Origin of the sequence: Nonomuraea cavernae (assembly GCF_040655715.1) — a bacterium.
Lineage (GTDB): Bacteria > Actinomycetota > Actinomycetes > Streptosporangiales > Streptosporangiaceae > Nonomuraea > Nonomuraea cavernae_A.
This window is the reverse complement of record NZ_JBFAKL010000015.1, coordinates 64,620-86,880: the sequence shown is the minus strand read 5'-3', so window position 1 is coordinate 86,880 and position 22,261 is coordinate 64,620. Positions and strand designations below refer to the sequence as shown.

Here is a 22,261-nt window from a genome sequence, read left to right as displayed (position 1 = left end):
CCCGCACGTCTTCTAACCCCTTTATCGGGCTTTATGCCTGAATCACCGAAATGGCCGGTTCATCCCGTAGCTAGGGACCCGACGATCGACGCCCGGGCGGCGCGGCGCGCGGGCAGCACCGCGGCCAGCACGCCCGCCAGTCCTGACAGCGCCACGAACAGCGCGATCTGCTCCAGCGGCGCCGAGAAGACAGCGCCGTCCAGCATCGCCCGGATGGCCGCCCAGCCGAACACGCCACCGAGCGCCACCCCGACCAGCGCGCCGATCAGCCCGAGCACCAGGGCCTCGATCGAGAGCATCCGCCGCAACTGCGCCCCGGTCAGCCCGAGGGCTCGCAGCAACGCCGACTCCCGGGTGCGTTCGTGGACGGACAGGGACAACGTGTTGGCGATGCCGAGCAGCGAGATGAGGATCGCCAGGCCCAGCAGACCCGTGATGATCAAGAGCATCATATCCAGGGTTTCGTCGAACTGGCCGCGTACCTCGGTCGAGCTCGACACCTTGATCGTCGGATGGCCGGCGATGGCCGCGTCCACCACGCCGCGCGCGCGGTCGGCCGGCACGCCGTCGGCGGCGTTGATCAGCACCCGCGAGTCGGGCACCACCCCGAAGTAGCGGTCGAACTCCGGCTCGGCCACCGTGAGCACCGGCAGTGGCGACTCTCCGCCCAAGAGGGCCACCACCTTCAGCGACACTGTGCCGGCCGCCTTCGTTCGCACGGCCACGGTGTCACCGACCCGCACGCCGAGCCTCTGGGCCGTCGGAGCGGCGATCGCGACCTGGCCGGGCCCGAGGTGGCCCATCGAGCCGGCCGTGACATCCGGGCTGATCGGACCGCTGAACGTGCCGACCTCGACGCGGTGGCCGCCCACTTCGGCCCGGGTGTCGCGGATCCGCACCACCGACGTCAGCTCCGGCCGGCCGCGCAGGGTCTCGCCCACCGAGCGGGGGATGCTCGCGTCGCGTTCCTGCGTGACCAGCAGGTAGTCGATGGGGAACTGCTCGTCGAGCTTGACGGCCACCGTCACCCGCGTGGAGGCGGTGACCACCGAGATCAACGTCATCAGCGTCACCCCGATGGTCAGCGCCACGGTCGTGGTCGCGGCCCGCCGGGGGTTGCGGCCCGCGTTGTCCACGGCCAGTCGGCCCGGCACGCCGAACAACCTGCGCGGGATCCAGCCCACCAGGGCGCTGAGCGGCTTGACGAGCACCGGCCCGAGGATCAGCACGCCCAGGAAGGTCAGCACGCCCCCGCCCATGACGACGACCAGCGAGACCTGCTGGCCGGGCGTCATGACCAGCGCGCCGACGGCGGCCGTACCGAGCCCCGAGAGGAGGAAGAGCGCGGCGGACAGCACCCGGACCAGGCCGGCGCGGAACGTGGGTTGCTCGGCCTGCGTGCGCAGCGCCGCGATCGGCGCGACCCGCGTGGCCGTCCGCGCGGGCAGCAGCGCCGCACCCACGGTGACCAGCAGGCCGATGGCCAGGCCGGCCGCGATCGCCGGCGCGGACAGCGTCACGGGCGCGTCGGTCGGCAGCGGCGCCTCCAGGACGGTCAGGAGCCTTAGCGTGACCGCGCCCAGCCCGTAGCCGGCCAGCAGGCCGAGCACGGCCGAGACCAGCCCGATGATGATCGACTCGATCAGGATCGAGCCGAACACCTGCCCGCGCGTGGCTCCGATGCACCGCAACAGGGCCAGCTCCCTGGTGCGCTGCGCCACGAGGATGTTGAACGTGTTGTAGATGACCAGCGCGGCCACCAGCATCGCCACCAGGCCGAACATCAGCAGCGCGACGGTGAGCGCCTCCACCTGGACCCCGGCCCGCCTGGCCAGGTCGGCGGCCAGTTCCTCGCCGGTCAGCACCTCGACGCCCGGCCCGGCCACCGCGGCGACGGCCTGCTTGAGTCGTGCGGGGTCGGCCCCGGCGACGTCGATCTCGTGGAAGCCCTTCTCGCCGGTCATCCGCTGGGCCGTGGCCGTGGTGAAGCCGAGCGCGCCGGTATAGGCGAGCTCCTGGTCGACGCCCGGATCGAGCAGGCCGACCAGCCTGAACCGGTGTTCGCGTCGGCTGGAGTCGAGCACGGTGATCGTGTCGCCGACCCGGAAGCCGTGGGTCCTGGCGGTGTTCTCGTCGAGCACCGCCGCCTGGTCGTCGGATCCCGGGCCTGTGCCGCTGACGATCGCGGCGCGGTCCAGCGGGCCGGAGACGATCGAGATGGCGGTAGTGGCCAGGTCGCCCACCGCCCGGCCGTCCTTGCCCAGCAGTGGCGCCTTCCCGCGTACCAGGCCCTGCGCGTCGAGCACGCCCGGCACGGCGCGCACCCGTTCCAGCAGCCGGACGGGGAGCGAGCCGCTCTTGGGCAGGACGGCGACGCCCACCTTGTCCGCCTCGGCCGTGACCCGCTGCGAGAACCCCGCCTGGACGGTGTCGGTGAGCACGAACGTGCCCGCGATGAAGCCCACGCCGAGCGTGATCGCCAGCGAGGTGAGCAGCAACCTGAGCCGGTGCGCGCGCAGCCCGGCCAGTGTCGTTCTCAGCACGTCAGCCCTCCAGCTTCATCAACGTGTCGAGCACCGACTGCGGGGTGGGCGCGGCGAGCTCGCTGACCAGTTCGCCGTCGCGCAGGAACACCACCCGATCGGCATACGCGGCCGCCACCGGGTCGTGCGTCACCATGACGATGGTCTGCCCCAGTTCGCGCACCGAGGCGCGCAGGAACGACAGCACCTCCGCACCGCTCCGCGAGTCGAGGTTGCCGGTGGGCTCGTCGGCGAAGATCACCTGAGGCTTGCTGATGAGCGCCCTGGCCACGGCCACGCGCTGCTGCTGTCCCCCGGACAGTTCGGCGGGCCGGTGGCCGAGCCGGTCCGCCAGCCCTACGGTCTCGATGACCCGGTCGAACAGCACCTGGTCCGCCTGCCGGGCGGCGATCTCCAGCGGCAGCCGGATGTTCTGCTCGGCGGTCAGCGTCGGCAGCAGGTTGAACGCCTGGAAGACGAACCCGATCCGCTCCCGGCGCAGCAACGTCAGCCGCTTGTCACTCAGCCCGGTCAGCTCCACGTCACCGACGTGCACGGTGCCGGAAGTGGCCGTGTCGAGCCCGGCCAGGCAGTGCATCAGCGTGGACTTGCCCGAGCCGGACGGACCCATGATCGCGGTGAACGCGCCCGTCGCGAAGCCCACGTCCACCCCGCGCAGGGCGTGGACCCGGGCGTCGCCCTGGCCGTAGGTCTTGGTCAGGGCGTGGGCCACCACGGCGGGAGGGGCCTGGCGCCGGGTCTCGGCGAGGGTCACGTGCACTCCTTCGGGCATCATCCGGAACTGGGCATCATCCGGAACCGGGCTCCATCCGAAACCCGGTGTCATCCGGAACGCGATCCACGCTAGGGGCGGGAAAACCCGGTTCCGTGGGCCCTGAGGAGGGACTTCGCGTAGGCCGTGCGATGACCCGGGTCAGCCTTTCGGCCGAGACGAGGGCACGATCAGCCCGGCCTCGTACACGTAGACCACGGCCTGCGCCCGGTCCCGCAGGCCCAGCTTGGCCAGCACCCGGCCCAGGTGCGTCTTGACCGTCGCCTCGGCCACCTCCAGCCGGGCGGCGATCTCCAGGTTGGACAGCCCGCGCCCCACCATCAGCAGCACCTCGCGCTCGCGGGGCGTCAGCTCGGTCACGTCGCCCGGCTCCGCGGAAGGCAGCACGGCGGCGAACCGTGCGAGCATCCGCCGCAGCGTGCTCGGCGCCACCACCGAGTCGCCGCCGTGCACGGTCCTGATCGCGGTCACCAGGTCGCCGGGCGGCACGTCCTTCAGCAGGAAGCCCGACACTCCCGCCTTCACCGCCGCGAACGCGTACTCGTCCAGGTCGAACGTGGTCAGGATGAGCACCTTCGGGCCCTCGATACGCCTGGTCGCCTCTACGCCGTCCATCCTCGGCATGCGCACGTCCATGAGAACCACGTCCACCTCGACGCCGCGCAGCACCTCCAGCGCCTCGACGCCGTCGCGCGCCTCGGCCACCACCTCGATGTCCGGCTGCGCGCCCAGCACCATCCGGAACCCGGCCCGCAGCAACTCCTGGTCGTCGACCAGCATCACCCTGATCACTAGGCCGCCCTCGTCGCCGGCATCGGCAGCCTGGCCAGCACCTCGAACCCGCCACCCGGCCGCGGCTCGGCCGACACCGTCCCGCCGTACATGCTCGCCCTCTCGCGCATCCCGATCAGGCCGTGCCCGTCGGGGCTGCGGGGCGCCGCCGCGCCCCTGCCGTCGTCGGTCACCCGCACGACCAGCTCGGGCCCGGTGTAGCCGAGCTCGACCAGCGCGCGGGCGCCGGGGCCGCCGTGCTTGAGCGTGTTGGTCAGCGCCTCCTGCACGATGCGGTAGACCGCGAGCTGATGCCCCTCCGGCAGCTCCACCGCCCCGCCGCCGACGAGCAGCCGCGCGGGCACGCCCGCCTCGCGCACCAGCTCCTCTAACTGCGCCAGGCCCGGCTGCGGCGTGTAGTCGGTGCGGTCCGTCTCGTCCTGGCGCAGCACGCCGACCAGCCTGCGCATCTCGGCGAGCGCCTCACGCCCGGTCCTGGAGATGTTCCGTACGGCCAGCCGGGCCTGCTCGGGGTCGCCGTCGATGGTGTAGCCGGCGCCGTCGGCCTGGACGACCATCACGCTGACGTTGTGCGCGACCACGTCGTGCAGCTCTCTGGCGATGCGGGCGCGTTCGGCCGCCGCGGCCATCCTGGCCTGCTGGTCGCGCTCGCGCTCGGCCCGCTCGGCGCGCTCCTCCAGGCCCTCCAGGTAGCGCCTGCGCGTGCTCGCGTACAGGCCGGTGAGCCAGACGGTCACGACGAAGATCGAGCCGCTGAAGAACATGCTGAACGAGACCGTGCCCCAGCCCACGAGCACCAGGAACACCCCCAGCTCGGCGATCAGCCCTGCCGCGAGCGCCCACGAGAACGAGCACGAGGAGGCCACCGCCCACAGCGCCGCCAGCACCGCGAGGTTGGCCGGCATCGGGTCGATCCCCGCCAGCCACTGTCCGAAGCTGACCAGCGCGACGGCCGAGAACGCGGCTGTCGGGTGCCTGCGCAGCCACAGCAGCGGTGCCAGCAGCGCCGCCGAAAGGGCCAGGTAGCCGGCGCGGTGCTCCACCAGGGGCGACCACGTGGTCAGCAGGGTCAGCACGAGCAGGGGCGCCACCCGGAGGGCGTCCATCACCTTGCCGTGGCGCGTCGACCACGCGCGTACCCTCCCGAACACATCTTCACGATATGTAGGCATTGCCGGGACTTGGTCAGTCTTGAGGGTGAAGTTCGTGTACGACCCAGGTCTTACACGGGGCTTACGGTGTTTACGGCAATCTTGTACCTAGGAGCGCCTGTAATGGGCGAGTAAAGGGAGATCGTGATGGCGGATCATGATCGCGCTGGTGGGTCGCGTGGCGGAGAAGAAGCGCCGCGCGACCCGGCAGACGTTCCATCCACGGATGTTCCGGACCCGCGCGACCGTCCCAGCGACGATCCAGCCGCGGATGTCCCGTTAGCGGACGTCCCACCGCCGACCGCCGCGTCAGGAGACCCGGCCTCCGGCGAGCTCGCGGCTACGACCGCTACGGGACCGACCACTTCAGGCCAGGCACCGAGGGCTTCCGGTCCGACGGCTACAGGCCCGACCGTTTCCGGTCCGACCTCTTCGGGGCCGACTGCTTCGGGTCCGGCCGGTTCCGGCCCGACAGTTTCGGGTCCGGCCGGTCCTGGGCCTGGTGCCGCGAGTCATGAGTACGGTTTCTCGGGCCCCGGTCCCACCGGTCCGGGCGCCGGTCCCGGGCCCGGGCCCGGGGTTCGGCCGCCAGGGTGGAGACCACCCCCGCCGGGCGGGTTTCGCGACTTCGTACGGCAGAAGCCGGCGCAGATCATCGGCGCTGGACTCATCGGATTGATCGTGGGTGGACTGCTGGGTGGCGGTGCCGTGGCTGTGATCAGCGGCATCACCGCCCGCGACGACCGTCACGTCCACTGGCGGCACCCGGGATGGAGTGACCGCGGCGGGCCCGGCCACCAGGAGTGCTGGCGCGTCCCGGGCGGGATGTACTGCGGCCACGGCGGGCCGTACCCCTATCCGGCGTATCCCGTGCCGACGATGATGCCGCCACGCGTCCAACCCATGCCCGTCCCGACGGCGTCGAGGATGCCGACGCCGCTGCCCCCGACGGCGCCTCCTACGGGTTAGCCGGACAGGCGGACCGAGCCTGGCTCCGACCGGCGAGTTCGGCTACCGGAGGGCCGGACCGAGCCTGGCTCCGAGTGGCGAGTTCGGCTACCGGAGGGCCGGACCGAGACCGGCTCCGGTCCGCCGCCCGTGCCTCCGGGATCAGTCCTCGCCCCTGAGCCGGTCGCGCTGGATCTGGTAGGCGAGGGCCCGGCGCACCGACGCTGACGCGGCGATGGTCGTGATGACCTTCGGGGGGACGTCGAGACCACGGCTGATCTCGTTGTACGCCTGCCGGTAGCCGGCGGGCATCTTCGCCTGATGCCGTCTCAGATCTCCTTCGACGAGACGCCGTAGCTCATCGACGCTCTGGGAGGTGAAGCGTTTCCTGCCCCGGGCGATGGCGTTGACGTGGCGCGTGCAACTGGCGGTGTCGTGAAAACGCTCGGAGATCTCTTCGGCGAGGCCCCACAGGCGACCTTCGAGCCAGGGCGCGTCGTGCTGGTCGAGGGAGAGCCTCGGCGGCGGCGGGTCGGCCGGCCTGTGCTTCGTCACCTGCTTGGACACGGCGGGCTGGCTCATGCCGGCGAGACGGGCGATCGTGTCCTGGGTCCACCCGAGATCGACGAACAGCCTGATCATCTCGGCGCGCAGCTTACGCATCTCCTCGCCCGCGCGGATGGTGTCGTTCATGTCGGCGAGCATGCGCCTGGCCAGATCCTCGGTCAGCGCCTCGGAGTCCTGACCCGCGCACTCTTCGCCTGCCATAGCTCGGTTATACACCCGGGCCGCTTCGCTATAACCCGGTTGTATAACTCGGTTATGACTGCCATGCTCCCTGTCATGCCCACCTTCTCCGCACCTGACGGAACCCGGCTCGCCTACCGCGTGCTCGGAGCCGGTGACCCGGTCGTCTGCCTCCCCGGAGGCCCCATGGACTCCCGTTACCTCGGCGACCTGGGCGGCCTGTCCCGGCACCGCCGGCTGATCATCCTGGACCTGCGCGGCACCGGCCGGTCCGCGATCCCCGAAGACCCCTCCTCCTACCGCTGCGATCGCCTGGTCGGCGACGTCGAGGCGCTGCGCGAACACCTCGCGCTCCCCGAGATGGACCTGCTCGGCCACTCCGCCGGCACGAACATCGCGACGCAGTACGCGACCCGTCACCCGGGGAGGGTCAGCAGGCTCGCCCTGATCGGCCCCAGTACCCGAGCCGTCGGCATGGAGATCACTGGGGAAACGAGACGCGAACTCGCGCGGCTTCGCCAGGACGAGCCGTGGTTCCCGGCGGCGTTCGCCGCCCTGGAGGCTCTCACCGAGGGCACCGGCGGCGACCGGGACGCGATCGCCCCCTTCTTCTACGGCCGCTGGGACACCACAGCGCGCAAGCACCACGCGGCCGGTCGGCCGGGCAACGAGCAGGCTGTCGCTCTCTTCGGGGCCGAAGGCGCCTTCGACCCGGAGGCCACTCGTGCGGCACTGATCGGGTGTGAGCTGCCTGTCCTGCTGCTCGCCGGAGAGTACGACGTGAACAGCCCCCCGGGGTCGGTGGCTGAGCTCGCGGGGTTGTTGCCCGGCGCCAGGCTTGTGGTGCAGCCGGGAGCGGGCCACTATCCCTGGCTCGACGACGCCGACCGGTTCGTGGCCACCATGGCGGCGTTCCTGGGGTGAGGACCCGCTCACGCCATCTCGGCCACCCCGTCGTCGACGCGCACGGGCGAACCTTGGTAGGTCGTGGCCATCGATCGCGCGGTATGCCAAAGGCGAGCGGCCCGGCCGACCTGGTCTGAACATTGAATTGTAGGGCCGGTGGGATTCGAACCCACACTAACAGCCACCTAAAGACTGCGCCTCTGCCATTGGGCTACGGCCCCTTCTTGGCCTTTCCGTGGCCGGCGAATTTCCGGTCTTGGAATGGCGATTCGGGCAGCGGAAACGCGCATTCTCCAGGCGATTGTCGAGCCGGTTATCGTTCATGTGGTCGCCATGGAGTGTTAGCGGCTTTTCCGTGCCACGTGCCGTCAATCCTACAGCCTGCGCACGCGTACGGAACCCCGGCATCCGGCGGCGCCCGGCGAAGCGCGGCGGCTTCTCTCGCGTCGACCGGGGTGCGCGTAGGACCGGAATCTGCTGGTGAGGACGTTGGGTGGCCGGTGCGCTCTTGCCCTTGTCGTGAACCTGCCCCACGAAGTGTGAGATGTCGACGCCATGAAGTGTTCGAGGCGCCGGCCGATGTGGGCGTGGCTCCGTTTATGGCCTGGCGATAAACGTGACATATCGACGACCCGCGTGGCGGGCCCCTGGAAAAGGGCCCGCGCGAGAGCGTCAGGCGAGGCCGAGCTTCTTCTTCAGGCTCGCCACATGGCCGGTGGCCTTCACGTTGTAGAGGGCCTGCTCGATCTTGCCGTCGGCGTCGATGACGAAGGTCGAGCGGATGACGCCCACGACCTCCTTGCCGTAGAGCTTCTTGGTGCCGTGGGCGCCGTAGGCCTTGTGAATGTCAAGAGCGGGGTCTGACAGCAGGGGGAATGTCAGCGCGTCGCGGTCGGCGAACTTGGCGAGCTTCTCGGGCTTGTCCTTCGACACGCCGAGCACCACGAAACCCTCGGTGGTCAACTGGCCGAGGCTGTCGCGGAAATCACACGCCTGCTTGGTGCAGCCGGGCGTCATCGCGGCAGGGTAGAAATAGAGGATCACCCGCTTGCCGCGGAGGTCTTCCAGGGAGACCGACTTTCCGTCGGCTGTGGGAAGCGTGAACTCGGGCGCGGCGTCGCCGGGCGCGAGCTTGGTTTCGGTCATGGGGCCCTCCTGAGTTCCTGCGGCAAACCTACCGGCCTGCCCGCCGTGCCGTACGGCGTGCTGACCTGACAGACTGATCACGACCGGAGCGGATGCGACTCGTTCGGCACGCGGAGCGGGCATGGGCGCGGTCGAGAGGAGAGTCATGGTTGACACCGACCCCGATGAGCTGGAGCGGCGGATCGCGCAGACGCGCGCGGAGCTGGCGCACACGGTCGACGCCATCGCCGACCGCGTGAGTCCCAAGCGCGTGGCCGAGCGCACGGTCACCGACGTCAAGACGAGGGCGGGGCATCTCGTCTCGTCCGTCGGCGAGGCGCTGGGGATGTCGTCACGGCCGGTGGAGTTCGGCGACGATCCCGACCGGTTGTGGGAGGAGGAGCGGCCCAACCCGGGGCCGGTGCTCATCGCGGTGGGCGCGGCGCTGGTGATCGGCGCCGCGATCATGCTCTGGCGCCGCCGCCGCCGCTGACGCGTCCAGCCGGGACGGCCGACAGAGGAACGGTCCCACTGGGGAACGGTCTCTCAGAGAAACGCTCCTCAGCATCACTGTCCTCAGCGGAGCTGTGCTCAGAGGAACGTTCTGCCCTCGCCTCGATACGTGGGCACTGTCTCGATGATGGTGTCGCCCTCGACGAGGTGGAGCGCCGCGAACCGTTCGCACAGCTCGCCCGCCTTGGCGTGCCTGAACCACACCCGGTCGCCCACCCGAAGGTCCTGCGCCGCCTGGCCGGTCAGCGGGGTCTGCACCTCGCCGGCGCCCTCGTCGGCCGAGTAGCGCAGCCCCGCCGGGAGGTACGGCTGGGGCAGGCGGCTCCGGTCGGCGGGCCCCGAGGCGAGGTAGCCCCCGCCCAGCACCGTGACCGTGTCGAGCGTGGGGCGGCGGACGACCGGGAGGGCGAAGAGCGCGGCCGGTCGGCCGGTGAAGCCGCGGTAGAAGTCGAACAGGCGCGGGTGGAAGAACCCCGACCCGGCGGCGACCTCGGTGACGGCCTTCTCGCGTACGGTCCGCTCGATCGAGCCGGTGCCGCCGCCGTTGACGAACTCCAGGTCGCAGATCTGGCGGACGGCGTTCACGATGCGGCCGCGGCGCAGGATGAGGTCGCGGGCGGAGCGGCCCTGCATGAACCTGATCGCGCGGGTGTACATCGCGTTGCCCGGCGGGTCGTCGCCGACGCCGGCGATCTGGGCCTCGTAGGCCATCAGGCCGACCAGGCGGTAGCCGGGCCGTTTGGCGATCTCGCCGGCCAGGTCGGCGGCCTGTTCGGGCTCGCGGATGGTGGAGCGCAGAGCCCCCGCCCGGAACTTGCCGCCAAGAGCGACATACCCGGCGTCAATGTCCATAGATATCCGGATTTCGTGGCGGGGCTGCACGCCGTCCAGCACGTCGTCGAGGTGGTCCAGGTGCTCGGCCGAGTCCACGGTCAGCGTGATCTCCCTGGCCGCCCGCGCGTCACCGGCCAGCGCGGCGAGCGCCTGCCGGTCGGCCGTCGGGTAGGCCACCAGCACGTCGGTGAACCCCTCGGCCACCAGCCAGAGCGCCTCCGGCAGGGTGAACGCCATCAGCCCGCGGAAGCCGTCCAGGTCGAGGATCCGGCGCAGCACGGGCCGCGAACGGATCGACTTGGTGGCCACCCTGATCGGCTTGCCGCCGGCGCGCCGAACCATCTCCGCCGCGTTGGCGCGCATGGCGGCGAGGTCGAGGATCGCGAACGGGGGGTCGAGCGCCGCGGTGGCTCGGTCGTATCGCTGGCGGTCGTTCATACCAGGAGCGTAACGGCATACCGGGCAAAAGAATATGAGGGAAATTCACGTTACCTGTTTCGCCGGTAATGATCCCGCAAACGGGCGGCGAGGGCATGGTCGGTGCGATGCCCGCTCCGTGTACCTCTGATCGGTGTGATGACCACGCTCCAGCAGATACTGCCCGGTGCCGCCGTCGCCGCACCGGAGAGCCCGCTGCGCAGATCGCGCCGGGCGCTCAGACCCGCGCGCACCCCGGCGGGGGCCACGGTGGCCCTCACGCTCACCGCGGTGCTGGCAATCACCGCCGTTGAGGTGGCGACCGCGCTGGTGGGCCGGCCGCTCGGCCTGCTGCCGGTGGACCGCCTGATCGAGCTGGCCGAGCGGTCCTCGTGGCGCGACCTGTCGCTCGGAGCCCTCGGCCTCGCGGCCGCGGGCCTGGTGCTGCTGCTCCTCGCGGCCGTGCCCGGCCGCTGCACACTGGTGCCGGTCGAGGCCACTGACCCCAACATCGTCATCGGCATCACGCGGTCGGGTCTGCGCCGCACCCTCCGCAACGTCGCCCAGGAGGTCGACGGCGTCAACAAGGCGAAGGTACGGCTGCGCAGGCGGACGATCGAGGTCACCGTGAGAACCGGCCCGGAAAGCACGGGCTCGATGCTCCGCCACGTAGGGACCGCCGTGGGCGACCGGTTGGCCGGCCTGGGCACGCTCTCCACGGGCGAGGTCGTGGTCCGGCTGCGCAGGAGGGGGATCTGATGCGGCAGTACGCGGGCAACCGGATCGGCCTGGCCGTGGTCGGGGCGCTGATGCTGCTCATCGGCGGCTACGCCTGGGCGCGCGGCCAGGACAGGCTGCCGGGCCTGCCGGCGCGGGCCAGGGTGCTGCCGGAGCGCGTCACCGAGTTGATCGCCGAGCGGCCGTGGGCGCTGTGGCTGCTGGCGTTGACGCTGGTGCTGCTGGCCCTGGTCTCGCTCCGCTGGCTGCTGATCAGCTTGGGCTGGGGCCGTCTCGGCACCCGCTCCGGCACTGGGACGGCCATGCTCTGCGTCGGCCTCAAGGACATCGAGGGGCTCACCCGGGCGGGGGTGCGCGTCATGGGCAACGGCTCACGCCTGCGCGTCTCGGTCACCTGCCCGGCCGCCGCCGACGTGGGGGCCATGGTCGGCAAGCTCGACCGGGAGATCGTGGGCCGCATCCGCCGCGAGGTCCAAGACGACGAACTCGACACCCTCGTCCGCCTTCACGTCCGCCGCTGACTCAGCTGTTGGACCGCACCACGAGGATGCGCACCTCATCATCGTAGACAGTGAACTTCAGGGTCAGCTCGCAGGTGTGGATCTCGTACGCCTCCGTGATGTAGGCGTCGGAGAGGGCGTCCTTGGGAGGGATCGGGCCGGTGGCGAGATCGGCCACCAGGGCCAGCGGCAGCCGCTGGACCCCGGAAGGAGAGAGCAGCCGCGACCTCGTGGGTGGGAGGCTCCCGGACGACCGTGCGCAGGGTCACTGGTCGGCCAGCCCAAGTGACTCCGCGAGCTTGGCTTCGAGCTCATCACGGGAGGTGGCGGTGATGACGACGGTGCCTTCGGGGTCGGGCTTCCCCCGCTCGCGCCGCGCGCCGGGCTCGCTACCCCGAAGTCAGTGATCACCGCCCGCCGCCCGGTGAGGTCAGAGGGTGGAGGTGAGTCCTTCCGCGATCTTCTTCAGCTCGGCGCTGACGGCTTCAGCACCGGAGAACTCCTTGGCGTACACGGGACTGAACATGATCTCGGCCCACTGTCTGTCGGCCATTTTGAGGAAGAGCGTCGGGGTGCCCTTCATGCCGTCCTCACCGACGTGCTGCACGACCAGGTAGCCGGTCCGGTCGCCGATGGTCACCTCCTCGCCGTCACTCTCGTCGCGGTACGCCTGGATCCGGTCGCCGAGCTGCTGGATGGCCGCCTCCTCGTGCATGAAGATCTGGACGCAGTAGAAGCCATTCTTGTCGCCCTTGTAGTCGTACGAGGTCGAGTAGCTGTCGCCGGAGTCCACCGACCAGTGGGACCACCGCAGGCGCTCGGGCAGGTAGCCCACCTTGACGTGCCCGAACTCCCTCCCGTCGCCCAGATCCCCGAGATCCGGCGGGTCGGACGGCAGGGGCGGGGTGTCGTCGATGGCGGGTGGCTCCGGCGCGGCGGAGACCGTGACCTGGTCGCCGGTCGTGGCCACCGAGCCGGCGGTCAGATAGGCGACGGGCGCGGCGGCGACGAGGGCCACGGACGCGGCCACCGCGGCGGCCCAGGCCCTTCTCCTCTTGTGCCGGGAGGAGCTCATCACCCGCTCCGCCAGGTCGGGCGCGGCGTACAGGCTCGCGGTCTCGTCCGCCATGAGCCGGCGGATCTCTTCCTCAAGCGTGGGCATTCCTGATCACTCCTTCCACTGTTTCCCGGCCGAGCGCCGAGCGGAGCTTGGCCAGGGCCTTCGACGCCTGGCTCTTGACCGTGCCGACCGCGCATCCGAGCACCTCGGCGGTCTGTGTCTCGCTGAGGTCCTCCCAGTACCGCAGGACGATCACTGCGCGCTGCCGGGGCGGCAGGGCGCGCAGCGCCTCCATGAGCACATGGCGCAGGTCGGTGTCGGTCGCGCGGGCCGACGTCTCCGGCGGGCTGTGCATCGGGATGACGCTGAGGATCGCCCGGCGGCGGGCGCGGCTGATGGCGGTGTTGACGATGACGCGGCGTACGTAGGGCTCAAGGCTTTCGGAGCGGACCCGGTCCAAGTTCCGGTAGGTACGCTCCAGCGCCGTCTGCAGCAGGTCTTCTGCCTCTGTCTTGTCGCCACAGGCGAGATAGGCGACCCGCAGCAGGCTCGTGCCGCGTGCGGCTACGAAAGCGCCGAAGTCATGTTCAGCAGCGCTCATGGCTGTCTGTCCGAATTCACGCCTCCTAATACGCCTCGGCCTTCGCGATCGTTGCCCACTAGCGAAGAACATTTCGCGGGCAACCGTTCGACGGCACCCAGGCGTATGGACAGGTGTGACTTCGCACCCATGGAGGAAACATATGAAGTTCGCAACCGCGCCGGCCCGGCGGCTGATCAGTCTCGGCGTTGGCCTGGCCGTGGGGGCCGCCGTCCTAAGCGTGCCGGGGGTCGCCGCGGTCGCTCCCCCGGAGGGCGCCTACTGGCACACCAGGAAGCTGACGACGGCCACCCACCCCTGGCGGTTCGGCACCAAGTCGCACCCCTACTCGCTGCTCGAGCAGGAGATCACCGAGAGGTGGAGCGCGCCTGACGGCAGGTCGTGGTTTGGATACCGGGAGCTGGGGTCGCTGCCGAAGAGCGCGGCGGACAAGAAGGCGTGGCAGCGCGACGGGTCCCCCTCCAAGTGGAGCGAATCGATCGACGGCAAGACCGTGAAGTTGTCCACCCAGCCCGCCAAGGGCCGCGTGGGCCCGGTGCCGCCGCCGAACTCGTTCTTTTTCGCGGGGCAGTGGCTGACGTACGACGAGGTCCAGCGACTGCCCGCCGACCCGGACCGCCTGAAGGCCTGGGTCACGGAGGCGGGCCGGGTCGGCCGCGAGAGCTCCATCGGCGGCAGCTGGCTCACGGGGACCCTGCCTGAGATCCTGTACGATCTTCCCGCTCCGAAGGAGGTCCGCGTCGCGGCCTACCAGGCGCTGCTGACGATGCCGGGCGTGCGCGCTGAGGGCAACGCGAAGGACAAACTGGGCAGATCTGGCACGGTCCTCCTGATCGACAGGCCGGGCGGGAAGGGCACGGTCCCCATCAAGGTGAGACTGATCGTGGACACCGGCAGGATGGCGCTGCTGTCACAGGACGATACGGTCACATACCCGAAAGAGCAGCTCGTGACTAAGACCAGCAAGCTGATCGAGTCCGGCTGGACCAACTCCCCACCGGCCGTGCCGGCCCTGCCCTGACGGGTGCCACGACAGCTCGAATCGGTGACCGGGCCGTCAGCACTCGATGACGTTGACGGCGAGGCCGCCGCGGGACGTCTCCTTGTACTTGTCGAGCATGTCGCGCCCGGTGTCGCGCATCGTCTTGATGGCCTTGTCGAGGGCGACGAAGTGGCGGCCGTCGCCGCGCAGCGCGATCCGGGCCGCGGTGATGGCCTTGATGGAGGCGACCGCGTTGCGCTCGATGCACGGGATCTGGACGAGGCCGCCGATGGGGTCGCAGGTCAGGCCGAGGTTGTGCTCGATGCCGATCTCGGCGGCGTTCTCCACCTGTTCGGGCGTGCCGCCGAGCACCTCGGTCAGGCCGGCGGAGGCCATCGAGCAGGCCGAGCCGACCTCGCCCTGGCAGCCGACCTCGGCCCCCGAGATGGAGGCGTTCTCCTTGAACAGCACGCCGATCGCCGCCGCCGTGAGCAGGAAGCGGACCACGCCCTCGTCGTCGGCCGACGGGACGAAGCGGGAGTAGTAGGTCAGCACGGCCGGGATGATGCCGGCGGCGCCGTTGGTGGGGGCGGTGACGATGCGGCCGCCGGCGGCGTTCTCCTCGTTGACGGCCAGCGCGAACAGCGACACCCAGTCGAGCGCGCGTAGCGGGTCGGTCTCCGACGTCTCGGTCTGCAGGCGGCGGTGCAGCTGGTTGGCGCGCCGCTTGACCTTGAGACCGCCAGGCAGCACGCCCTCCTTGGAGATGCCGCGCCGCACGCACTCGGACATGACCTGCCACAGCCGCAGGATCTCGGCCCGGATCTCGTCCTCGGTGCGGCCGAACGCCTTCTCGTTCTCCATCATCAGGGCGGAGATCGACAGGCCGGTGGCGGTGCAGTGCTTGAGCAGTTCCTCGCCGGTCGTGAACGGGTGGGGCAGCACGGTGTCGTCCGGCTTGATCCGGTCGGCGCCGGTGGCGTTCTCGTCCACCACGAAGCCGCCGCCGACGGAGAAGTAGACCTTCTCGCGCAGCGGCTCGCCGGAGTCCGCGTAGGCGGTGAAGCGCATGCCGTTGGGGTGCTCGGGCAGCGAGATCTTCCGCTCGAAGACCAGGTTCTCGCCGACGACGAACGGGATCTCCCGCGTGCCGTAGAGCTTGACCGTGCCGGAGTCGCGCATCTCCGCGAGCCGGGCGTCGATGCCGTCGACGTCGACCAGCTCGGGCTTCTCGCCCGACAGGCCCAGCAGGACGGCCTTGTCGCTGCCGTGGCCCTTGCCGGTCAGGCCGAGCGAGCCGTACAGGATGGCGTCGACGCGAGACGTCCGCGGCAGCAGGCCGTCGTCGTGCAGGCCGCGGGCGAACCTGTGCGCGGCGGCCATCGGGCCGCCCGTGTGGGAACTCGACGGGCCGATGCCGATCTTGAAGAGGTCGAAGACGCTGATCGCCATGGAGATGCGCCCTTCAGCAGGGCCGGGGCCCGGCAGGGCCCCGGCGGACGGTCAGGACTCGCCTGAGGTGAGCGCTGTGTATTCCGCGGCGGACAGCAGGTCCTCGGGGTCGCCCTCGATGCGCACCCGGAACATCCAGCCCTCGCCATAGGGGTCACTGTTGGCCAGCGACGGGTCGTCCACGATGGCCTGGTTGACCTCGACGATCTCGCCGCCGACGGGGGCGTAGATCTCGCTCACGGACTTGGTCGACTCCACCTCGCCGACGGAGTCACCGGCCGCGACGCCGGCGCCCGCCTCCGGCAGTTGCACGTAGACGACGTCACCAAGGGCCTCAGCCGCGTACGCGGTGATGCCGACCGTCACCGTGATGCCGTCGTCCAGCCCGGCCACCCACTCGTGTTCCTTGGTGTAGCTCAGCTCGTCAGGGATGTTGCTCACTTGTTCCTCCTGTAGAAGGGCAGCTCCACCAGATCCACTGGTTCCTGGCTGCCCCGGATGTCCACGGCCAGACCTGCTTCGGCCCCGGTGTCGACGTAGGCCAGCGCGATGGGCCTGCCCAGGGTCTGGGAAGGCGCCCCGCTGGTGACCTCGCCGACGACGGCACCGTCCTTGGTGACCGGGTACCCGTGGCGGGGGACCCGGCGGCCACGCGCAACCAGGCCGACGAGCCGGCGCCGGGGCGGGGTGTCCTTGACCGCCTCCAGTGCCGACCTGCCGACGAAGTCGCCCGGCTTGTCGAATTTCACCACTCTGCCCAGTCCCGCGTCGAACGGGGTCAGCTCGGCTCCGAGCTCGTTGCCGTAGAGCGGCATCCCGGCCTCCAGCCGGAGCGTGTCGCGGCTGGACAGACCCGCGGGCAGCAGTCCGTACGGCTCACCCGCCACGGTCAGGGCGTGCCAGAGCGGCACCGCGTCCTGGTTGGCCACGAACAGCTCGAAGCCGTCCTCGCCGGTGTAGCCGGTGCGGGCGATCAGCGCCTCCCGGCCGTCGACCAGGCCGGGCAGGCCCGCGTAGTACTTGAGCCCGGCGAGGTCGGCGTCGGTGAGCGTGGCGAGGATCTCCTGGGCGCGCGGCCCCTGCACGGCGATGAGCGCGTACCGCTCCGAACGGTCCTCCACCGCCGCGTCGTACGGCTTGGCGCGGTCGGTCAGCTCCGCCGCGACCTTCTCGTAGTTGGAGGCGTTGGCCACCACCATGAACTCCTCGTCGCCCAGCCGGTAGACGATGAGGTCGTCGAGCACCCCGCCGCGCTCGTTGACGATCATGGTGTAGCGGGCCCGGCCGGGCGTGAGCGCCGACAGCTGCCCGACCAGTGCGTAGTCGAGCGCCTCCGCCGCCTGCGGGCCGGTCACGAAGATCTCGCCCATGTGCGACAGGTCGAACAGCCCGGCCGCCTGCCGGACGGCGTTGTGCTCGGCGGACTCGCTGCCGTAGCGGAGCGGCATGAGCCAGCCGGCGAAGTCGGTCAGGGTCGCGCCGAGACTCTCGTGGACGTCTCGCAGCGGTGTCGGTCGGGACATAGGGCGCACCTCAGGGCAGGGTCGGATGCCAGGATCCTCCCCCTCTGTCATCGATGCCTGAGAGCTTCGCCCAGGATTTGCCCGGACTTTCACCTTCGGCGAGGCCGCGCGGGACCTGCTTTCCAGAGGTCACCTCGTCCGTGCGGTCCTTTGCCTTGAGAGGTTCGCGGGGAGGGCTTGCTCCTTCAGGGGCCCTGGATGGCGGTCAGGGCGCTCTCCCGCACGGTTTTGTCGGTGATGTCCGCAAGCCTAGTGCCGGGACGGTGGTGTTGTCGCGTCCCGGTCCCATCGGATCCATGTGGGCGAGCCAGGCCCGCCCGCTCGTCAGCAGGCCGCGACCAGGGCCTCGAACAGGGCACGGTCCGTGCCGGCCTCCGGGTGCCACTGGACGGCCACGGCGAAGTCGTGCGTGTCGAGCTCCACCGCCTCGATGGTGCCGTCGCCCGCCGTGGCCGTGACGGTGAGCTCCGGGGCGAGCCGGTCGATGGCCTGGTGGTGGTAGTGGGGGACGTCGACGGGGCCGTCGCCCAGTGTCTTGGCCACCCGCGTGCCGGGGACGGGGTGCACCGGGAACTCGCCGAAGCGGCCGGGCGAGGGGGAGTGCCCGGTGTGGCCGACCACGTCGGGGAGATGCTGGTGGAGGGTGCCGCCGAGCGCCACGTTCAGCACCTGGAGGCCCCGGCAGATGCCCAGGAACGGCAGCCGGGTTTCCAGAGCCGCCTCCATCACCGCAAACTCGGCCTCATCCCGAAATTTCCGGATGTAGCCGGTGGTTGGCTGCTCGGCCTGGCCGTACCGCGCGGGGTCGATGTCGCCCCCGCCGGCCAGGATGAGCCCGTCGAGCCGGCCCACCAGCGAGGCCGGCTCACCGGCCGGCGGCAGCAGCACCGGCTGGCCGCCCGCCGCCGTCACCTGCTCCACGTACATGTACGGCAGCAGCGCGACCGGCAGGTCCCACACGGTGTAGCGGGCGGGCTCGACGTAGGTCGTGATCCCGATGACCGGACGCCGCACGATCCCTCCCACTACAGCGGCGTGACGTACGCGCTGGAGATGCCCCCGTCGACCAGGAACTCCGAGCCCGTGATGAACGACGCGTCGTCGCTGGCCAGGAACGCCACCGCCGCCGCGATCTCCGTCGCCTCGGCGAAGCGGCCGACGGGCACGTGCACCAGGCGGCGCTGCGCCCGCTCCGGGTCCTTGGCGAACAGCTCGCGCAGCAGCGGCGTGTTGACCGGCCCGGGGCACAGGGCGTTGACCCTGATGCCCTCGCGGGCGAACTGCACGCCCAGCTCACGCGACATCGCCAGCACCCCGCCCTTGGAGGCGGTGTAGGAGATCTGCGACGTCGCCGACCCCATGACCGCCACGAACGACGCCGTGTTGATGATCGAGCCCTTGCCCTGCCGGCGCATGTAGGGGATCACGTGCTTGCAGCACAGGTAGACGCTGGTCAGGTTGACCTCCTGCACCCGCCGCCAGGCGTCGATCCCGGTCTCCAGGATCGAGTCGTCGTCGGGGGGCGAGATGCCGGCGTTGTTGAACGCGATGTCGACGGAGCCGTAGGTGTCGAACGCCGTCTGGTACATCCGCGCGACGTCGTCGTCGCTGGTCACGTCCGCTCGTACGAACAGCCCGCCGATCTCGGTCGCGGCCTTGGCGCCCGCCTCGGCGTCGACGTCGGCGCAGACCACCCTGGCGCCCTCCTCGGCGAACCGGTGGGCGGTGGCCAGCCCGATGCCGCTGCCCGCGCCGGTGATGACGGCGACGCGGTCCCGCAAACGCTGCATAGATGTCACTCCGTTGAGATGGATCCGCCACTGATCGAGGCGGGGACGATGTCAGTCCGTTGAGATGAAGACGTTCTTGGTCTCGGTGAACGCCGTGAGGGCGTCCGGGCCGAGCTCCCGGCCGAGACCGGATTCCTTGAAGCCGCCGAACGGAGTCCAGTAGCGCACCGAGGAGTTGGAGTTGACCGACAGCGCGCCGGCCTCGACGGCGCGCGCGACGCGCAGCGCCCGCCCGACGTCGCGGGTCCAGATGGAGCCGCTCAGGCCGTAGCGGGTGTCGTTGGCGATCCGTACGGCCTCCGCCTCGTCGGCGAACGGCACCACCGACACGACCGGGCCGAAGATCTCCTCGGTGAAGGCGCGGTCGGTGAGCCGTGAGGTGAGGACGGTCGGCGGGAACCAGTAGCCCTTGCCGGACGGGCACGAGCCCTGCAGGTAGGGCGTGCCGTCGACGAAGCCACGCACCCGGGCGAGGTGCTCGGCGCTGACCAGCGGCCCCATCTCGGTGCTCTCGTCGAGCGGGTCTCCGACTCTGATGCCGGTCACGGCCGCGCTGAGCCGTTGGAGGAAGTCGTCGTAGACCTCGGCCTGGACGAGCAGCCGGGACCGGGCACAGCAGTCCTGCCCGGAGTTGTCGAAGACGGCATAGGGAGCGGCTTTGGCCGCCTTGTCGAGGTCTGAGTCGGCGAAAATGATATTCGCCGACTTACCGCCCAGCTCCAGCGTGACCCGCTTGACCTGGGCCGCGGCCTTCGCCGCGATCTCTTTGCCCACCTCGGTGGACCCGGTGAACACGATCTTGGCCACGTCCGGGTGCTCGACCAGGCGGGCTCCCGCGACCTCCCCTGCCCCAGGCAGAACCTGGAGCACCCCCTCGGGGAGGCCCGCCGCCAAGGCCAGTTCGGCCAGCCTCAGCGCGGTCAGCGGAGTCCATTCGGCGGGCTTCACGATCACCGTGTTGCCCGCAGCCAGCGCCGGGGCGACGCCCCAGCTCATGATCAGCATGGGGAAGTTCCACGGCACGATCACGCCGACCACGCCCAGGGGTTCCTGGAACGTGACATCGACGCCGCCGGGCACCGGGATCTGCCTGCCGTGGTTGCGCTCGGGCGCCCCGGCGTAGAAGTGCAGCACGTCACGGACGGCGCCGGCCTCCCAGCGCGCGTTGCCGATGGGGTGGCCCGCGTTGGCGACCTCCAGCAGGGCCAGCTCCTCGCGGTGGGCGTCGACCAGGCCGGCGAACGCGCGCAGCAGCCTGGCCCGGTCACCGGGCGACACCTCGCGCCAGGTCGCGTAGGCCCGCCGGGCGACTGCCACCGCCCGATCGACCTCGGCCGCGCCGGCCATCTCCACTTCGGCGACGACCTCTTCCGTCGCCGGATTGATGATCTTCATGCCCCCCGTCACATTCTTTCGAATCCGCGGAACAGCTCCCAGTCGGTCACCGCCGCGTCGTACGCGGCCAGCTCCACCCGGGCGTTGTTCGCATAGTGCTCCACCACATCTTCGCCGAACGTCTCGCGGGCCAGCTTCGACCCCTCCCACAAGGCCAGCGCGTCGCGCAGCGTCGTCGGCACCGTCTCGGCTCCCGAGGCGTAGGCGTTGCCCTCGAAGGCGTCCTCCAGTGCGAACTGCTCGTCGATGCCGCGCAGCCCGGCCGCGACGAGCGCCGCGACCGCGAGGTACGGGTTGACGTCGCCGCCCGGCACCCGGTTCTCCACCCGCAGTGACGGCCCGTGGCCCACCAGGCGGAGCGCGCAGGTGCGGTTGTCCACACCCCATTTGACCGCGGTGGGGGCGAAACTGCCGGGTACGAAACGCTTGTAGGAATTGATGTTGGGCGCGTACAGGAGAGTGAGCTCGCGCAGGCCGGCCAGCTGGCCGGCGATGAACCGGGCGCCCAGCTCGGACAGCCCGTGCGGGCCCGAACCCGCCATGACCGGCTCACCGTCGTCGGCGCGCAGCGAGATGTGGATGTGGCAGGAGTTGCCCTCGCGCTGGTCGGGCTTGGCCATGAAGGTGATCGACCTGCCCTCCTGGGCGGCGATCTCCTTGGCGCCGTTCTTGTAGATCGAGTGGTTGTCGCAGGTGCGCAGCGCCTCGTCGAAGCGGAAGGCGATCTCGTGCTGGCCCAGGTTGCACTCGCCCTTGGCCGACTCGACGTACAGGCCCGCGCCCTCCATGCCGAGCCTGATCCGGCGCAGCAGCGGCTCGACACGGGTGGTGCCGAGCAGGGAGTAGTCGACGTTGTAGAGGTTGGCCGGGGTCAGGTCGCGGTAGCCGCGCCGCCAGGCGTCCTCGTAACTGTCGTCGTAGACGATGAACTCCAGCTCGGTGCCGACGTAGGCGGCCATCCCCCGGTCGGCCAGGCGGGCGAGCTGCCGGCGCAGGATCTGGCGCGGCGAGGCGGACACGTCCTCGCCGCTCTCCCAGGCCAGGTCGGCCATCAGCAGGGCGGTGCCCTCCAGCCACGGCACCCGGCGCAGCGTCGACAGGTCGGGCTTCATCACGAAGTCGCCGTAGCCGCGCTCCCAGGAGGACATCGCGTAGCCGCCGACCGTGTTCATGTCGACGTCCACGGCGAGCAGGTAGTTGCACCCCTCGGAGCCGTGGTGGAGCACCTCTTCCAGGAAGTAGCGCGCGGACAGGCGTTTGCCCTGCAACCTGCCCTGCATGTCGGCGATCGCGAGCAGAACGGTGTCGATCCGCCCGGCCGTGACCTCTTCGCGTAGCTCGTCGACGGTCAGGAAACCGGGACTGACTCGTTCACTCACGTATCGTCGCTCCGATCCGGCCTGAGGCGCTTTCCCATTGATTGGGCTAGTGTCAGACCATTGATGTGCATCGTGGGATCGCTTGTCAAGACC

General features: G+C 70.4%; 22 protein-coding genes, 1 tRNA gene and 2 riboswitches. Of the genes, 5 read left to right on the top strand and 18 right to left on the bottom strand.

Annotation, left to right across the window (positions count from 1 at the left end; genetic code table 11):
* Positions 1-59 precede the first annotated feature (59 nt).
* The 5 genes from AB0I38_RS22375 to AB0I38_RS22355 all read right to left on the bottom strand — a co-directional run bounded on the left by AB0I38_RS22375 (position 60) and on the right by AB0I38_RS22355 (position 6,974).
* A complete protein-coding gene (locus AB0I38_RS22375; protein ID WP_358471070.1) occupies positions 60-2,543 on the bottom strand; it encodes an ABC transporter permease in 2,484 nt (827 codons plus the stop codon).
* Position 2,544: 1 nt separating this feature from the next.
* Positions 2,545-3,297 carry an ABC transporter ATP-binding protein gene (locus tag AB0I38_RS22370; protein ID WP_358471068.1) on the bottom strand — a complete coding sequence of 251 codons (753 nt, stop codon included), beginning with the start codon at positions 3,295-3,297 and terminating at the stop codon, positions 2,545-2,547.
* 159 nt (positions 3,298-3,456) lie between these two features.
* The gene (locus tag AB0I38_RS22365; protein WP_358471066.1) at positions 3,457-4,107 is read right to left on the bottom strand and encodes a response regulator transcription factor; all 651 of its coding nucleotides are present in this window, start codon (positions 4,105-4,107) and stop codon (positions 3,457-3,459) included.
* Entirely contained in the window at positions 4,107-5,258 is a 1,152-nt protein-coding gene (locus AB0I38_RS22360; RefSeq protein WP_358471064.1) for a sensor histidine kinase, read from the bottom strand. Before AB0I38_RS22360 ends, AB0I38_RS22365 begins: the two co-directional genes overlap by 1 nt.
* Before the next feature lie 1,110 nt (positions 5,259-6,368).
* Positions 6,369-6,974 carry a hypothetical protein gene (locus AB0I38_RS22355; RefSeq protein ID WP_358471062.1) on the bottom strand — a complete coding sequence of 202 codons (606 nt, stop codon included), beginning with the start codon at positions 6,972-6,974 and terminating at the stop codon, positions 6,369-6,371.
* A 54-nt stretch (positions 6,975-7,028) separates the two neighbouring features.
* Here AB0I38_RS22355 and AB0I38_RS22350 point away from each other — a divergent pair, with 54 nt between their 5' ends.
* Entirely contained in the window at positions 7,029-7,877 is an 849-nt protein-coding gene (locus tag AB0I38_RS22350; RefSeq protein WP_358471060.1) for an alpha/beta fold hydrolase, read from the top strand.
* Positions 7,878-8,007: 130 nt separating this feature from the next.
* Here AB0I38_RS22350 and AB0I38_RS22345 read toward each other — a convergent pair.
* Together AB0I38_RS22345 and bcp are read right to left on the bottom strand one after the other, a co-directional pair.
* A tRNA-Leu gene (locus tag AB0I38_RS22345) sits at positions 8,008-8,080 on the bottom strand.
* Positions 8,081-8,531: 451 nt separating this feature from the next.
* The gene (gene bcp / locus AB0I38_RS22340; protein ID WP_358471058.1) at positions 8,532-9,005 is read right to left on the bottom strand and encodes a thioredoxin-dependent thiol peroxidase; all 474 of its coding nucleotides are present in this window, start codon (positions 9,003-9,005) and stop codon (positions 8,532-8,534) included.
* Positions 9,006-9,150: 145 nt separating this feature from the next.
* On the opposite strand from bcp, the gene AB0I38_RS22335 reads away from it, so the two are divergent.
* Positions 9,151-9,477 carry a DUF3618 domain-containing protein gene (locus tag AB0I38_RS22335; protein WP_358471056.1) on the top strand — a complete coding sequence of 109 codons (327 nt, stop codon included), beginning with the start codon at positions 9,151-9,153 and terminating at the stop codon, positions 9,475-9,477.
* 98 nt (positions 9,478-9,575) lie between these two features.
* Here AB0I38_RS22335 and AB0I38_RS22330 read toward each other — a convergent pair whose 3' ends face one another.
* Complete coding sequence (locus tag AB0I38_RS22330; protein ID WP_358471054.1) at positions 9,576-10,769, bottom strand: amino acid deaminase/aldolase; 1,194 nt, start codon at positions 10,767-10,769, stop codon at positions 9,576-9,578.
* A gap of 138 nt (positions 10,770-10,907) precedes the next feature.
* Between AB0I38_RS22330 and AB0I38_RS22325 the strand changes: the two genes are divergently transcribed.
* Positions 10,908-11,507 (top strand): DUF6286 domain-containing protein, encoded by a 600-nt coding sequence (locus AB0I38_RS22325; RefSeq protein WP_358471052.1) that lies wholly within the window; start codon positions 10,908-10,910, stop codon positions 11,505-11,507.
* Entirely contained in the window at positions 11,507-12,007 is a 501-nt protein-coding gene (locus tag AB0I38_RS22320; RefSeq protein WP_358471050.1) for a hypothetical protein, read from the top strand. Before AB0I38_RS22325 ends, AB0I38_RS22320 begins: the two co-directional genes overlap by 1 nt.
* A gap of 1 nt (position 12,008) precedes the next feature.
* Here the strand turns inward: AB0I38_RS22320 and AB0I38_RS22315 are convergent, their stop codons facing one another.
* From AB0I38_RS22315 to AB0I38_RS22305, 3 genes are all read right to left on the bottom strand, one after another.
* Positions 12,009-12,164 (bottom strand): hypothetical protein, encoded by a 156-nt coding sequence (locus AB0I38_RS22315; RefSeq protein ID WP_358471048.1) that lies wholly within the window; start codon positions 12,162-12,164, stop codon positions 12,009-12,011.
* 252 nt (positions 12,165-12,416) lie between these two features.
* A complete protein-coding gene (locus AB0I38_RS22310) occupies positions 12,417-13,148 on the bottom strand; it encodes a hypothetical protein (RefSeq protein WP_358471045.1) in 732 nt (243 codons plus the stop codon).
* Positions 13,135-13,647 (bottom strand): SigE family RNA polymerase sigma factor, encoded by a 513-nt coding sequence (locus AB0I38_RS22305; RefSeq protein WP_358471042.1) that lies wholly within the window; start codon positions 13,645-13,647, stop codon positions 13,135-13,137. The genes AB0I38_RS22310 and AB0I38_RS22305 overlap by 14 nt, the downstream gene beginning before the upstream one ends.
* A 142-nt stretch (positions 13,648-13,789) precedes the next feature.
* Between AB0I38_RS22305 and AB0I38_RS22300 the strand changes: the two genes are divergently transcribed.
* The gene (locus tag AB0I38_RS22300; RefSeq protein ID WP_358471039.1) at positions 13,790-14,668 is read left to right on the top strand and encodes a hypothetical protein; all 879 of its coding nucleotides are present in this window, start codon (positions 13,790-13,792) and stop codon (positions 14,666-14,668) included.
* Positions 14,669-14,704: 36 nt separating this feature from the next.
* Here the strand turns inward: AB0I38_RS22300 and AB0I38_RS22295 are convergent, their stop codons facing one another.
* The 7 genes from AB0I38_RS22295 to AB0I38_RS22265 form a co-directional block, all read right to left on the bottom strand.
* Positions 14,705-16,081, bottom strand: coding sequence for an L-serine ammonia-lyase (locus tag AB0I38_RS22295; protein WP_358471036.1), 1,377 nt, complete (start codon positions 16,079-16,081; stop codon positions 14,705-14,707).
* A 51-nt stretch (positions 16,082-16,132) separates the two neighbouring features.
* A complete protein-coding gene (gene gcvH / locus AB0I38_RS22290; RefSeq protein WP_358471033.1) occupies positions 16,133-16,522 on the bottom strand; it encodes a glycine cleavage system protein GcvH in 390 nt (129 codons plus the stop codon).
* Positions 16,519-17,604 carry a glycine cleavage system aminomethyltransferase GcvT gene (gcvT, locus tag AB0I38_RS22285; protein WP_358471030.1) on the bottom strand — a complete coding sequence of 362 codons (1,086 nt, stop codon included), beginning with the start codon at positions 17,602-17,604 and terminating at the stop codon, positions 16,519-16,521. The genes gcvH and gcvT overlap by 4 nt, the downstream gene beginning before the upstream one ends.
* A gap of 34 nt (positions 17,605-17,638) precedes the next feature.
* A riboswitch (glycine riboswitch) is annotated at positions 17,639-17,737 on the bottom strand.
* Positions 17,738-17,835, bottom strand: a riboswitch (glycine riboswitch). It lies immediately after the preceding riboswitch.
* Between the two features lie 93 nt (positions 17,836-17,928).
* Entirely contained in the window at positions 17,929-18,618 is a 690-nt protein-coding gene (locus AB0I38_RS22280) for a gamma-glutamyl-gamma-aminobutyrate hydrolase family protein (protein ID WP_358471027.1), read from the bottom strand.
* 11 nt (positions 18,619-18,629) lie between these two features.
* Entirely contained in the window at positions 18,630-19,394 is a 765-nt protein-coding gene (locus tag AB0I38_RS22275; protein ID WP_358471024.1) for a 3-oxoacyl-ACP reductase, read from the bottom strand.
* Between the two features lie 51 nt (positions 19,395-19,445).
* Positions 19,446-20,789, bottom strand: coding sequence for an aldehyde dehydrogenase family protein (locus tag AB0I38_RS22270; protein WP_358471021.1), 1,344 nt, complete (start codon positions 20,787-20,789; stop codon positions 19,446-19,448).
* 8 nt (positions 20,790-20,797) lie between these two features.
* Complete coding sequence (locus AB0I38_RS22265; protein ID WP_358471018.1) at positions 20,798-22,168, bottom strand: glutamine synthetase family protein; 1,371 nt, start codon at positions 22,166-22,168, stop codon at positions 20,798-20,800.
* Between the last annotated feature and the right edge of the window lie 93 nt (positions 22,169-22,261).

Bases quoted from the DNA above. Each gene is read 5' to 3' on its own strand.
- gcvT (WP_358471030.1), bottom strand. From the start codon at position 17,604: ATGTCCCGACCGACACCGCTGCGAGACGTCCACGAGAGTCTCGGCGCG.
- AB0I38_RS22305 (WP_358471042.1), bottom strand. From the start codon at position 13,647: ATGAGCGCTGCTGAACATGACTTCGGCGCTTTCGTAGCCGCACGCGGC.
- AB0I38_RS22275 (WP_358471024.1), bottom strand. From the start codon at position 19,394: ATGCAGCGTTTGCGGGACCGCGTCGCCGTCATCACCGGCGCGGGCAGC.
- AB0I38_RS22320 (WP_358471050.1), top strand. From the start codon at position 11,507: ATGCGGCAGTACGCGGGCAACCGGATCGGCCTGGCCGTGGTCGGGGCG.
- AB0I38_RS22310 (WP_358471045.1), bottom strand. From the start codon at position 13,148: ATGCCCACGCTTGAGGAAGAGATCCGCCGGCTCATGGCGGACGAGACC.
- AB0I38_RS22270 (WP_358471021.1), bottom strand. From the start codon at position 20,789: ATGAAGATCATCAATCCGGCGACGGAAGAGGTCGTCGCCGAAGTGGAG.
- AB0I38_RS22355 (WP_358471062.1), bottom strand. From the start codon at position 6,974: ATGGCAGGCGAAGAGTGCGCGGGTCAGGACTCCGAGGCGCTGACCGAG.
- AB0I38_RS22330 (WP_358471054.1), bottom strand. From the start codon at position 10,769: ATGAACGACCGCCAGCGATACGACCGAGCCACCGCGGCGCTCGACCCC.
- AB0I38_RS22335 (WP_358471056.1), top strand. From the start codon at position 9,151: ATGGTTGACACCGACCCCGATGAGCTGGAGCGGCGGATCGCGCAGACG.
- AB0I38_RS22300 (WP_358471039.1), top strand. From the start codon at position 13,790: ATGAAGTTCGCAACCGCGCCGGCCCGGCGGCTGATCAGTCTCGGCGTT.
- AB0I38_RS22295 (WP_358471036.1), bottom strand. From the start codon at position 16,081: ATGGCGATCAGCGTCTTCGACCTCTTCAAGATCGGCATCGGCCCGTCG.
- AB0I38_RS22350 (WP_358471060.1), top strand. From the start codon at position 7,029: ATGACTGCCATGCTCCCTGTCATGCCCACCTTCTCCGCACCTGACGGA.
- AB0I38_RS22325 (WP_358471052.1), top strand. From the start codon at position 10,908: ATGACCACGCTCCAGCAGATACTGCCCGGTGCCGCCGTCGCCGCACCG.
- bcp (WP_358471058.1), bottom strand. From the start codon at position 9,005: ATGACCGAAACCAAGCTCGCGCCCGGCGACGCCGCGCCCGAGTTCACG.